This window comes from Bradyrhizobium canariense (assembly GCF_018130465.1).
GTDB classification, from domain to species: domain Bacteria; phylum Pseudomonadota; class Alphaproteobacteria; order Rhizobiales; family Xanthobacteraceae; genus Bradyrhizobium; species Bradyrhizobium canariense_C.
On the sequence record NZ_JAFCKJ010000001.1, the window covers coordinates 313,025 to 325,674 of the forward strand.

Consider the following 12,650-nt stretch of genomic DNA (forward strand, 5'->3'; position numbering starts at 1 on the left):
GGGCTGCCGGATCATGGGTCAGATCACACTTCAGGACGTGCAAAAATCCTTCGGCCCCGTGCACATCATCAAGGGCGCGGACCTCGAGATCGCCGACGGGTCGTTCGTGGTGTTCGTGGGGCCGTCAGGCTGCGGCAAGACCACGCTGTTGCGGCTGATCGCCGGGCTCGAGGACGTCTCCGGCGGCAAGATTCTGATCGACGGCAAGAACGTGGTCGACACGCCGCCCGCCAAGCGGGGGCTCTCCATGGTGTTCCAATCCTATGCGCTCTATCCGCATATGAGCGTGCGCGGCAATATCGGCTTCGGCTTGAAGATGGCGGGCCTTTCCAAGGACGAGACCAACCGCAAGGTCGAGGCCGCCGCCGCGACGCTGAACCTCACGCCTTATCTCGATCGCAAGCCGCGCGAGCTCTCCGGCGGCCAGCGCCAGCGCGTCGCGATCGGGCGTGCCATCGTCCGCGAGCCCAAGGCGTTTCTGTTCGACGAGCCACTCTCCAACCTCGACGCGGCGCTGCGCGTGCAGATGCGCATCGAGGTGACGCGGCTCCAGAAGCAGCTCGGCACCACCGCGATCTATGTCACCCACGACCAGGTCGAGGCCATGACCATGGCCGACAAGATCGTGGTGCTCAACGGCGGCAAGATCGAGCAATATGGCTCGCCGCTGGATCTCTACGAAAAGCCGGCCAATCTCTTCGTCGCCGGCTTCATCGGCTCGCCCAAGATGAACTTCGTGACCGGCGAGCACGCCTTGCAGAAGGGAGCGGCAACGATCGGCGTAAGGCCGGAGCATCTCAAGATCGAGCGCGACGGTGCCGGCGGCTGGCAGGGAACGATCGCGGTGGCCGAGCATCTCGGCAGCGACACCTTCCTCTATGTCGATGCCGGTCCGCTCGGCATGCTGACGGCGCGCTACATCGGTGAATTGAGCCTGCACGCCGGCGACCATGTATCGCTGGTGCCGGACCCCGCGCGGATTCATCGCTTCGACGCGAGCGGCAACGCCATTCGAGGCTGACAAGAAACGGCAAGAAACGGCAAGAAACGGAAACACCAAAATGTACCTGGAAAAATTCAAGCTGAACGGCAAGACGGCGTTCATCACCGGTGGCGGGCAGGGCATCGGGCTCGCCTGCGCCGAGGCGCTGGCCGAAGCCGGCGCGAAGGTCGTGATCGGCGACCGCGACAGCAAGGTCGCCGACAGCGCCAAGGCCAGCCTGAAGGCAAAGGGTTTTGACATCGAGACGGCGATCATGGACGTCACCGACACCAAGCGCGTGGCGGAGGTCGCGAGCGACCTCGTCGCGCGCCACGGCAAGGTCGACATCCTCGTCAACAATGCCGGCATTGCCCGCAGCGAGACGCCGGCGGAGACCGTGGCCGACGAGCACTGGCTCAATGTGATCGACGTCAATCTCAACGGCACCTTCTGGTGCTGCCGCGAGTTCGGCAAGCACATGCTCAACGCCAGGAGCGGCGCCATCGTCAATGTCGGCTCGATGTCGGGCTTCATCGTCAACAAGCCGCAGGAGCAGTGCTTCTACAATGCCTCCAAGGCCGGGGTTCACCATCTCACAAAATCGCTGGCCGCCGAATGGGGCGCGCGTGGCGTCCGCGTCAACGCGGTGGCGCCGACCTATATCGAGACGCCGCTCAACGCCTTCGTGAAGAGCAATCCGAGAATGTACGATGCCTGGATCGGTGGAACCCCGATGGCGCGGATGGGGCAGGTCGAGGAGATCGCCTCCGTGGTGCTGTTCCTCTCGTCCGAGGCCGCGAGCCTGATGACCGGCAGCATCGTGCTGGTGGATGGCGGCTACACTTGCTGGTAGGCTTACCGTCAAAACTGACGAGAGCTTCCGGGAGCGACAATGCCGCGAGCGTATATCGGCGTCGATGTAGGGACCACGAGCACGCGGGCAGGGGTGTTTGACGAGGCCGGCACCTTGCTGGCGATCGCACGGCATCCGATCAGGATATGGCACGAGGCCGGTGACATCGTCGAACAGTCGTCCCAGGATATCTGGGACGCTTGCACGGCGTCGGTACGTGCCGCGATGGCGGAAGCCGCAATCGCGCCCGACAGCGTCGGCGGCATCGGTTTCGACGCCACCTGTTCCCTCGTGGTGCTCGATCCCAGGGGTGAGCCGCTCACCGTCAGCGCTTCCGGTGACAGGCAGCGCAACGTCATCGTCTGGATGGATCATCGCGCCACGGCCGAGGCGCGGCTGATCAACGAGACTGGTGACGCCGTGCTGCGATATGTCGGCGGCTCGATCTCGCCCGAGATGGAGATGCCGAAACTGCTGTGGCTGAAGCGGCACATGCGCGCGAGCTTCGACGCTGCAGGGCACTTCTTCGATCTGGCGGATTACCTGACCTGGCGCGCAACCGGCTCGCTTCAGCGCTCGACCTGTACCGTCACCTGCAAATGGAACTACCTCGCGCACGATGGCGGTGGCTGGAGCGCGCCATTCTTCCATCGGATTGGTCTCTCGGAATTCGTCGCCGAGAAATATGCCAGGATCGGCACCGAGATCGTCGCTCCCGGTACGCGCCTGGGTGCAGGTCTATCCCGCACTGCCGCGGGCGATCTCGGCCTGTCAGCGGCCACCCCGGTCGGAGCGTCCCTGATCGATGCGCATGCCGGCGGCATCGGCGCAATCGGCGGCCGCGATGAATCGGACGGCGCGACAGATGTCTGCGACCGCCTTGCCTACATCATGGGAACGTCGGCCTGCATCATGGCGACGACCAGGGAGCCATGCTTCGTACCCGGCGTGTGGGGTCCTTATTACTCCGGCATGGTACCAAATTTCTGGCTGAACGAGGGCGGCCAGTCGGCCGCGGGCGCGGCGATCGACCATCTCCTCAAATCACATCCCGGCCATGCCGAAGCGAGCGCGGCGGCGCGCAGCGAGGGCCTCGACCTCATCGAGTTTCTCGAGCGCCGCATCATCGCGCGCGCAGGCGGCGCCAGCCGCGCCGCGCTGCTGGCCCGCGACGTCCATGTGCTTCCTGAGTTCATCGGCAACCGCTCGCCCTACGCCGACCCTGACACGCGCGCGGTGATCGCGGGCCTCGATCTCGACACCGACATCGCCTCGATGGAACGGCTGTTCGCCGCCGGTCTGTGCGGGCTCGCCTATGGGCTTGCCGAGGTGATCGAGGCCTTTGCCGCGCATGGCGTCCATTCCAGCATCATGATCATGGGCGGCGGTGCCAGCCGCAGTCCGCTGGTGCGACAGATCATGGCCGATACGACTGGCCTCACCGTCGCGCTGCCGCAGACCAGGGAGCCGGTGCTGCTCGGCGCCGCGATGCTCGGCGCGGTCGCCGGCGGCGCCTATGCCTCGATCGGCGAGACCATGGCAAAGATGTCGGCGCTGGGACGGAAGAGCGAGCCGACCACGCCCGACATCGCCGCCTTTCACGCCCGCAAGCGTGAGGTCTACAGATTGCTGCGCGAGGTCGATCGCGGCAGCCGCGCCGCGATGCGTGGAATGGCCGGAGGTTGAAACGGATGTTGATTTCCTGCGGCGATGCGCTGATCGATTTCGTGCCGACGCGGAGCGGCGACGGCCGTGAGGCGGTGATGCCGGTCGTCGGCGGCTCCTGCCTCAACGTCGCAATCGGCATGGCGCGGCTGGGCGCGCCGACCGGATTTGTCGGCGGGATCTCGACGGACATGTTCGGGCGCATGATCGCCGACCACGCCGCTGCCTCCGATGTCGAGCTCACCCTCGCCACCCGCAGCGATCACCAGTCTACGCTCGCCTTCGTGCGCATCGTCGCGGGCGAGTCGCATTACGCCTTCTACGATGCCGAGACGGCGACGCGGAACTGGACCTACCGGCGCGGGTCCATTCCGTTCGCGACCGTCGAAGCCCTCCATGTCGGCTCGACCACGCTGGTCAATGATCAGGGCGCGACGGAGACCAGGGCCCTGATCGCGGACGCGCGGGCATCGTCGACCATCTCCTTCGACCCGAACTGCCGGCCCAACCTCGTGAAGGACAAGCCGGCTTATCTCGCGCGCATGACCGAGTTTGCGGCCAGCGCCGATCTCATCAAGATGTCGGACGTCGATTTTGCCTATCTCTTCGGCGACGAGCCGTATCAGCAGCGCGCGAGCACGCTGCTCGCAGGGGGCGCGAGCCTCGTCGTCATCACCCGCGGCAACAGCGGCGCGATCGCATGGCATGCGGGGGCAGGGCAGATCGAGGTCGCCGCACCCAAGGTCGTGGTCGCCGACACCATCGGCGCGGGCGACAGTTTTCAGGCGGCGCTGTTGTTCGCCCTGCACAAGCAGGGGCGTCTCGCGCGGGAGGAATTGACGAGCATCGGCGCAGACGAGCTCCGCCGCGCGCTGTCCTTTGCTGCGAACTGTGCTGGCCTGACCTGCACCCGCCCGGGCGCCGATCCGCCCTGGAGTCACGAGATCAACTGGCCCTTGTAGCCCGTCACAGCCGTGCCACGACCTTCTCGGCGCATTTGAGGAAGGTGCGGATCAGCGGGCTGTGCGAATCCCGCCGCCAGCACACCGCGATGTCGATGGAATCGGTGGCGTCGCGCAGCGGCCTGAACACGACCCCACGCGGCGCCCCGAGCTGCGCGCAGGCCGGCAGGATCGCCAGGCCCTCGCCGGCCAGGACCAGGCTCATCGCCGAATGCACTGTTTCCACCCGGCTGACGATCGGCATCACGACCTGGTGCCGCCGCAGCAAGGCGGCAACCGCGGAGGAGGCGGGATCCTGGTCGGGGTGAGGCAGCGCGATCAGGGGGCGGCCCTGCAATCGGGCCACGGGCACCGCGCCCAGACGGGCGAGCGGTGAGCGGATCGGCATGGCCAGCATGAGGGGCTGGGCACCGATCCGCGCCACCTGAATCTCGGGATGATGGATCGCCGGCATGCACAGCGCGACCGTGACGCTGCGGTCGAGCAGCCGCGCCTCGCGGGTCGAGGCGGTGAGCTCGGCGAAATCGAGATCGACGCCGGGGATGGACCGCCGCAGCTCGGGGATCAGGCGCGGCAGAACGGCATTTGCCAGCACGAACATGTATCCGACCGAAATCCGCCCGCGCCGCCCGGATGCGACCGCGCGCGCGGCTTCGGCGCCGTCGGCCGCCAGCGCCAGCGCTTCGCCGGCGCGCGCGAACAGCGCCTGGCCCGCCTCGGTCAGGTCCATGCCGCGCGTGCCGCGGCGGAATAGCGGCGCGCCGATTTCGGCTTCGAGCTTGCGGATCTGGACCGAGAGCGGCGGCTGCGCCATGCGCAGCCGCTCGGCGGCCTTGCCGACGCTGCGCGCCTCGGCGACGGCGACGAAATAGCGGAGCCGGCGAAGATCCATTGGCATACCGAAAACATATGGGTTGACCATCAAAATGGTATTGGACGCCGAGTTAACAAAACTGTCATTCTCGCTGTCAATGTCCTGTCGATGTCTTGGGGCCAACGGCGGCCCGCTTCGGAGCGTGATGTGACGATGAACGGCGATCCCTGTCTGCTGTCCGCAACCGAACTGCGCGGTCTCGTCGCCGAAAAACGGATCTCCCCCGTCGAACTCGTCAGCGCCGTGCTCGCGCGCGCCGAGGCGCTCCAGCCCCGGTTGAACTGCTTCATCACGCTCTGCGGCGACGAGGCGATGGCGCAGGCGCGCGCGGCCGAGCGCAAGATGATGGCCGGTGAGCCGCTCGGCCTGCTGCACGGCATCCCCGTCACCGTCAAGGACATCGTCAACACCAGGGGCGTGAAGACCACGTTCGGCGCGGTTCCCTACAAGGACAACGTTCCGAACGAGGATGCCGTCGCGGTTGCAAGGTTGCGCGCGGAAGGCGCGATCCTGATCGGCAAGACGACCACGCCCGAATTCGGCAGCAAATGCCTGACCGACTCGCCGCTGTTCGGCCGCACCCGCAACGCCTGGAGCGCCGAGCGCTCGTCGGGCGGCTCCAGCGGCGGCGCGGCGGTGGCGGTGGCGAGCGGCATCGCGCCGCTTGCGATCGCGACCGATGGCGGCGGCTCGACGCGGATTCCCGCCGCCTGCAACGGCGTGGTCGGGCTGAAGCAGAGCAACGGCGTCATCGCGCACAGCCAGGCGCTGGACGTGTTCGGCAACCAGACCTATGTCACGCCGATGACGCGGACCGTCGCCGACACCGCGCTGATGATGCAGGCGATGGCCGGCGAGGATTCCTGCGATCCGTGGTCGATCGGCGTTCCCGTGCCCGACTTCATCGGCACGGCCGCTCCGCGCGGTGATCTGCGCGGGCAGAAAATCCTGTACTGCCTGTCACCGCCCGGACGCCCTGTCTCTGCCGATGTCGCAGCCGGCTTCAAGGCGAGCCTCGATCGGCTCGCGGGCCTGGGGGCCGAGCTCGAGGAGTTTTCGGGCGAGGGGTTCGACATCGAGCCGATCTGGCGCGCCATCAACCACACGGTCTGGCGGACGCGCTTTGCAAAACTCGCGGCCGAGCATGGGGACGTGCTGAGCGAGGCCTTCCGGAAGCAGCTTGCGCTCGCCACCGATGTCAGCGGCGTCGCCTATCAGGAAGCGATGTTCGCGCGCACGGCGTTGTTCCGCCGGGTGCAATCCCTGCTTGCGCGTGGGCATCTCCTGGCGATGCCGACCATCACCCGCACGGCGCTGCCCATCGATCAGGACCTGTTCGGCACCATCGAGATCGACGGCAAGCAGTTTGACAGCGTCCGGCCGCACTGGTTCCCCTGGACCATGCCGTTCAACATGACCGGACACCCCGCGATCAGTCTGCCCTGCGGTTTCGGCCGCGACGGCCTGCCGATCGGATTGCAACTCGTCGGCCGCTTCCGCGCTGATGCGGACTTGCTGCGCGTGAGCGCGCTGTTCGAGGCCTCGCAAGGCCTTCTGTCCCGCTGGCCCGGCTGAGGTGAGGCACATGCCGCAAAGCACTTGTCTGAAAGCACATGCCTGCAAAGCACTTGCCTCCGGAGCCCGGACATGTTGATCGTGCCGCGGATGAGCCCTGAATCCGAGCGCGCATGAGCGTATTTGTCCCAATGCGGCATGACGCCCGCAACCCCATCGGTGTCGTCCTGGCTTTCGCCAGGACGACGTCGGAGCTCGTGAGCGCATGAGCGTATTTGTCCTCCGACGTCTGCTGACCCTGCTGGCGACGCTGGTCGGCGCATCCGTGATCATTTTCCTGGTGCTGGATGCTCTTCCGGGCAACGCCGCGCAGATGCTGATGGGCGCCGACGCCTCGCCGGACGCGGTGCGTGCGCTCACCGTCAAGCTCGGGCTCGACCAGCCGCTGGCGGTTCGCTATCTGCAATGGATCAAGGGGCTGCTGGTCGGCGATCTCGGCAACTCCTATGTCTACGGCACGCCGGTCGGCAGCCTGATCGCGGAGCGGCTGGTGCTGACCATTCCGCTCGCGATCATGTCCATGCTGATCACGGTGACGCTGGCGCTCTCGGCCGGCATCTACACCGCCGCCAACCACAACAAGCTCGGCGATGTCGGCGTGATGTCGCTGACCCAGATCGGCATCGCGCTGCCGAATTTCTGGTTCGCGATTCTGCTGGTGCTGCTGTTCTCGGTGCGGCTGCAATGGCTGTCCGCGGGCGGCTTTCCCGGCTGGGAGGACGGCATCTGGCTCGGCATCAAGTCGCTGCTGCTGCCGGCGGTCTCGCTTGCGGTGGTGCAGGCCGCGATCCTCGCACGCGTCACGCGTTCGGCCGTGCTCGAAGTGCTGCGCGAGGATTTCGTCCGTACGGCGCGCGCCAAAGGGCTCGGCAGGCGCGAGGTGCTGTGGCGCCACGTGCTGCGCAACGCCATGATCCCGGTGATGACGGTGATGGGCCTGCAATTCGCCAATCTGCTCGCCGGCACCATCGTGATCGAGAACGTGTTCTATCTGCCGGGCCTCGGCCGGCTGATCTTCCAGTCGATCGCCAACCGCGACCTCATCGTGGTGCGCAACTGCGTGATGCTGCTTGCGACCATGGTCGTCATCGTCAATTTCGTGGTCGACGTGCTCTATGCCTTCATCGATCCCCGCATCAAGGTCCACGACCTGTGAGCGCGCCTTTGACCTCGCCGATTGACGCAGCGGCAGCGACGCGCCGTCTGCCGGCCAAAACCTTCTGGGGCCGCGCGCTGCGCCATCGCAGCTTCGTGCTCGGCGGCGCGTTGAGCCTGCTGGTTCTCGCCTCGGCGCTGCTCTCGCTGGTGTGGACGCCCTGGTCGTCCTACGAGATCGACATCGCCTCAAAACTCCGGCCGCCCTCGGCCGAGCACTGGCTCGGCACCGATTCCTTCGGCCGCGACATCGTCTCGCTGCTGCTCGCCGGCGCCCGTTCCACCATCATGGTCGGCGTCATCGCGGTCAGCATCGGTCTCACCTTCGGCCTCTGCCTCGGCCTGATCGCCTCGGCCCGGCGCGGCTGGACCGAAGAGATCATCATGCGCTTCTCCGACTTCACCTTCGCCTTTCCGGCCGTGCTCTCCGCGATCATGCTCGCCGCGGTCGTGGGACCCGGTATGGTGACCTCGATCGTCGCGATCGGCATTTTCCAGATCCCGACGCTGACCCGGCTGACGCGCGGCTCGGCCAATGCGATCTGGGCGCGCGAATTCGTGCTGGCCGCGCGTGCCTCGGGCAAGGGCAGGTTTCGCATCACCATCGAGCACGTGCTGCCCAACATCCTGTCGATCCTGATCGTGCAGGTCACCACCCAGTTCGCGCTCGCCATTCTCGCGGAGGCCGCTCTGTCCTATCTCGGGCTCGGCACGCAGCCGCCGCAGCCGTCCTGGGGCCGGATGCTGAACGATGCGCAGACGCTGCTGTTCCAATCGCCGATGCTCGCGGTCTATCCGGGCGCCGCCATCGCGGTCGCCGTGCTCGGCCTCAACCTGCTCGGTGACGGATTGCGCGACCTGCTCGATCCACGACTGGCGCGGGAGCGATGACGATGGCTGAGCGCTCCGACATGCCGCTGATCGAAGTCAGTAATCTCGGCGTCCGCCTCAACACCAGCCGCGGGCCGGCGCAGGCCGTGCGCGGCGTCAGCTTTGCCTTGAAGCGCGGCGAGACGCTCGGGCTCGTCGGTGAATCCGGCTGCGGCAAGTCGGTCACCGCGATGTCGCTGATGGGCCTGTTGCCGGACAGCGCCGTCGTCACCGGCAGCATCAAGCTGGATGGCGGCGAACTCGCTGGTTTGTCGGACGCGGAATATTGTCGCCTGCGCGGCAACCGCATCAGCATGATTTTCCAGGAGCCGATGACCGCGCTCAATCCGATGCACACGATCGGCCATCAGGTCGCCGAGCCGCTGCGGCGTCACAAGAAATACTCGGCGTCGCAGGCACGGAAAGAAGCGATCGCCTTGCTCGACCGCGTGGGGCTGCCCGATCCTGCAAAGCGCGTCGATGCCTATCCGCACCAGTTCTCCGGCGGCCAGCGCCAGCGCGTCACCATCGCTATGGCGCTCGCCTGTGAGCCCGATTTGTTGATCGCGGACGAGCCGACCACCGCGCTCGACGTCACCATCCAGGGCCAGATCCTCGACCTCATCGCCGATCTGGTCGAGGAGCGCGGCATGTCGATGATCCTGATCTCGCACGATCTCGGCGTCATCGCCGAGAACGTGCAGCGCATGATGGTGATGTATGGCGGCACGGTGGTCGAGAGCGGGCCGACCGACGAGGTGTTTCGGCGGATGGGACATCCCTACACGCAGGGCCTGTTCCGCGCCCGGCCGAAGCTCGGCGCGCGCAAGGGGACGCGGCTGACGACGATCTCGGGCACGGTGCCGGAGCTCGCGGATCTTCCGGCCGGCTGCACCTTCTCCGAACGATGTCCGCTTGTGATCGATCAGTGCCGCGCGGCGCTTCCGCCGATGGTCGAAGTCGGCGCCGGCCATGGCGTGCGCTGCGTGCGCACCGATGTCTCGATGGCCGCGAATGTCGGAGCGTTGTCCGCATGAGCACCGCGCCTCTTCTCGACGTCAGGGGTCTCGAGCAGCGCTACACGCTGCCCCGCGAAAGCCTGTTCCGCCCGCCCGGGCAGGTGCGCGCGCTGAACGGCGTCAGTGTGCAGGTCGATGTCGGCAAGAGCCTCGGCATCGTCGGCGAGTCCGGCTCGGGCAAGTCCACTTTTGCGCGGGTGGTGATGGCGCTGGAGCGGCCGACGTCGGGGCAGGTCGCGCTGCTCGGCCGCGACCTCAACGGCATCACCGCCGACGAGCTGCGCCGCGCCCGGCGCGATTTCCAGATGGTGTTCCAGGATCCCTACGGCTCGCTTGATCCGCGCCAGATCATCGCGCGCATCGTGGCCGAGCCGCTCACTGTGCTTGATGGCGCCGACCGCACCACCTTCCGCGACCGCGTCGCCGCGGTGCTGCGCCAGGTCGGCTTGCGCGATGCGGACATGGACAAATATCCGCACGAATTCTCCGGCGGTCAGCGCCAGCGCATCGCCATTGCGCGGGCCTTGATCACCCAGCCGAAGCTGATCGTCGCCGACGAGCCGGTCTCCGCGCTCGACGTCTCCGTGCAGGCCCAGGTGCTCAACCTGATGCAGGACCTCCAGGAGCAGTTCGGCCTGAGTTACGTCCTGATCAGCCACGACCTCGCCGTCGTCGACTATCTCTGCGACGAGGTCGCGGTGATGTATCTCGGCCGCATCGTCGAGCAGGGGCGGCCGGAGGATTTGTTCGAGCACTGCGCCCATCCCTACACGCGGGCGCTGCTGGATGCCGTGCCGCGGGCGCGCGCCGGCGGCGGCCGGCGCCGGCGCGGGGCCCAGGCGATCGCCTCGCAATCGGCGGCCGCCACGGGTTGTCCCTATGTCGCGCGTTGTGCGCTCGCCGACCAGCATTGCCGCGAGGTTCTGCCTGAGCTACGCAAGGTGGGCGAGACGCATCTTGCGGCCTGCCACAAGGCGGAGGCCGTGATGGCGTTGCCGCCGCCTGCCGCGGAGGGTTAGTCTCGGGCGCAGGATTGGCGTAGACTGGGAATTGAGAAGGCAGGGGAGTTACGCATGTTCAGGAAACTATCCATCGTCGCACTCACTGCCGCGCTTGTCGCGGCGCCGCTGCCGGTGCTGGCCCAAAGCAAGAAGGACAGCGTCGTCATGGCGATGGCGCTGGAGCCGCCGGGGCTCGATCCCACCAACGCGGCCGCTGCCGCGATCGCCGAGGTCACGCTCTACAACATCTATGAGACGCTGACCAAGATCAACGAGGACGGCACCACCTCGCCCCTGCTGGCAGAAAGCTGGACTGCTTCGCCCGACCTGAAGACCTACACCTTCAAGCTGCGCAAGGGCATCAAATTCCACAATGGCGAGCCGTTCGATTCCGCCGCGGTGAAGTTCTCGTTCGAGCGCAACGCGGTGCCCACCAGCACCAACAAGGACAAGAGCCTGTTCCAGAGCTTCGAGTCCGTTGCCGCGCCCGACGCCGACACGGTCGTGATCACCCTGAAAAACTCCGAGCCGAACCTGCCGTTCCTGATGGGACAGGCGAGCGCTTCGATCGTCGAGCCGAAGAGCGCTGCCACCAATGTCACGCAGCCGGTCGGCACCGGGCCCTATCAGCTTGGCGCCTGGGCCAAGGGCTCCTCGATGACGCTGACCAAATGGGCCGACTACCGTAACGCCGCCGCGATCAAGCTCTCGAAGGTGACGATCCGTTTCATCTCCGATCCGTCCGCGCAGACGGCGGCGCTGCTCTCGGGCGACGTCGACGCGTTTCCACGCGTCGCGGCGCAGCGCACCATCGCGCAGTTCAAGGCCGATCCGCGCTTCACCGTGCTGGTCGGCGGCTCCCGCGCCAAGACCATCGTTGCGATCAATCACCGCAAGAAGCCGCTCGATGACGTCCGCGTGCGCCGCGCCATCCTCGCCGCGATCGACCGTAAGGCCATGATCGACGGTGCCGTCGACGGCTTCGGCACGCCGATCGGCAGCTTCTACGTGCCGGGCGCGTTCGGTTTCGTCGATACCACCGGCATCAACCCCTACGACCCCGAGAAGGCGAAGAAGCTGCTTGCCGAAGCCGGCGTCACCACGCCGCTCGAGCTGTCGCTGAAGCTGCCGCCGCCGTCCTATGCGCGGCAGGGCGGCGAAATCGTCGCGGCCCAGCTCGCCAAGGTCGGCATCATCGCCAAGATCGAGAACGTCGAATGGGCGCAATGGCTGTCGCAGGTGTTCGCCGGCAACGGCCCGCATAATTTCGACCTCACCATCGTCAGCCATGTCGAGCCGTTCGACCTCGTCAAGATCACCGAGCCGGACTACTATCTCGGCTACAACAACGCGGCGTTCAACGCGCTCTACAAGCAGATCGTGTCGACGCCGGAAGAGGCCGCCCGCGCAAAACTGCTCGGCGACGCCCAGCGCATGCTGGCCACCGACGCGGTCTCTGCCTACATGTACCAGCCGCAGCTGATCACCATCACAGCCAAGAAGCTGAAGGGCGTCTGGAAGGACGTGCCGCAATACGAGAACGATTTCTCGACGTGGGCCTGGGAGTAGGGGGCATCCTCGTCGTTCGTGGCGCGCGCCGCCCGTTGCAGTGCCCTCTCGCCTTGCGGGAGAGGGCAGCGACGCAGGTAAACGCGGACTCACCAGGGTGAGGGGTCTCTATCCGCACACGAATC

The 12,650-nt window shown here is 66.6% G+C and carries 11 protein-coding genes; 10 read left to right on the forward strand and 1 reads right to left on the reverse strand.

Translation table 11 applies throughout. The annotated features are described in order from the left end of the window. The first annotated feature begins 13 nt into the window (after positions 1–13). The 4 genes from JQ591_RS01395 to JQ591_RS01410 are packed head-to-tail and all read left to right on the forward strand — an operon-like array spanning position 14 to position 4,462. Positions 14–1,021, forward strand: coding sequence for an ABC transporter ATP-binding protein (locus tag JQ591_RS01395; protein ID WP_211394249.1), 1,008 nt, complete (start codon positions 14–16; stop codon positions 1,019–1,021). Positions 1,022–1,061: 40 nt separating this feature from the next. Continuing rightward, a complete protein-coding gene (locus JQ591_RS01400; RefSeq protein WP_211394250.1) occupies positions 1,062–1,835 on the forward strand; it encodes an SDR family NAD(P)-dependent oxidoreductase in 774 nt (257 codons plus the stop codon). 39 nt (positions 1,836–1,874) lie between these two features. Beyond that, positions 1,875–3,521 carry an FGGY-family carbohydrate kinase gene (locus tag JQ591_RS01405; protein ID WP_211394251.1) on the forward strand — a complete coding sequence of 549 codons (1,647 nt, stop codon included), beginning with the start codon at positions 1,875–1,877 and terminating at the stop codon, positions 3,519–3,521. A 5-nt stretch (positions 3,522–3,526) separates the two neighbouring features. Beyond that, complete coding sequence (locus JQ591_RS01410; RefSeq protein ID WP_211394252.1) at positions 3,527–4,462, forward strand: carbohydrate kinase family protein; 936 nt, start codon at positions 3,527–3,529, stop codon at positions 4,460–4,462. Between the two features lie 4 nt (positions 4,463–4,466). Here JQ591_RS01410 and JQ591_RS01415 read toward each other — a convergent pair whose 3' ends face one another. Beyond that, positions 4,467–5,354 (reverse strand): LysR substrate-binding domain-containing protein, encoded by an 888-nt coding sequence (locus JQ591_RS01415; RefSeq protein WP_211394253.1) that lies wholly within the window; start codon positions 5,352–5,354, stop codon positions 4,467–4,469. Between the two features lie 135 nt (positions 5,355–5,489). Between JQ591_RS01415 and JQ591_RS01420 the strand changes: the two genes are divergently transcribed. The 6 genes from JQ591_RS01420 (at position 5,490) to JQ591_RS01445 (ending at position 12,525) form a co-directional block, all read left to right on the forward strand. Continuing rightward, a complete protein-coding gene (locus tag JQ591_RS01420; protein ID WP_211394792.1) occupies positions 5,490–6,911 on the forward strand; it encodes an amidase in 1,422 nt (473 codons plus the stop codon). A gap of 205 nt (positions 6,912–7,116) precedes the next feature. Then, positions 7,117–8,067, forward strand: a complete 951-nt coding sequence (locus JQ591_RS01425; protein ID WP_211394254.1) for an ABC transporter permease — start codon at positions 7,117–7,119, stop codon at positions 8,065–8,067. Then, positions 8,064–8,957, forward strand: a complete 894-nt coding sequence (locus JQ591_RS01430; protein WP_211394255.1) for an ABC transporter permease — start codon at positions 8,064–8,066, stop codon at positions 8,955–8,957. Before JQ591_RS01425 ends, JQ591_RS01430 begins: the two co-directional genes overlap by 4 nt. Before the next feature lie 2 nt (positions 8,958–8,959). Next, positions 8,960–9,973, forward strand: a complete 1,014-nt coding sequence (locus JQ591_RS01435) for an ABC transporter ATP-binding protein (protein WP_211394257.1) — start codon at positions 8,960–8,962, stop codon at positions 9,971–9,973. Continuing rightward, positions 9,970–10,974 carry an ABC transporter ATP-binding protein gene (locus tag JQ591_RS01440; RefSeq protein WP_211394258.1) on the forward strand — a complete coding sequence of 335 codons (1,005 nt, stop codon included), beginning with the start codon at positions 9,970–9,972 and terminating at the stop codon, positions 10,972–10,974. Before JQ591_RS01435 ends, JQ591_RS01440 begins: the two co-directional genes overlap by 4 nt. A 54-nt stretch (positions 10,975–11,028) precedes the next feature. Beyond that, on the forward strand, positions 11,029–12,525 hold the full coding sequence (locus tag JQ591_RS01445) for an ABC transporter substrate-binding protein (RefSeq protein ID WP_211394259.1): 1,497 nt from the start codon (positions 11,029–11,031) through the stop codon (positions 12,523–12,525). Positions 12,526–12,650: the final 125 nt, after the last annotated feature.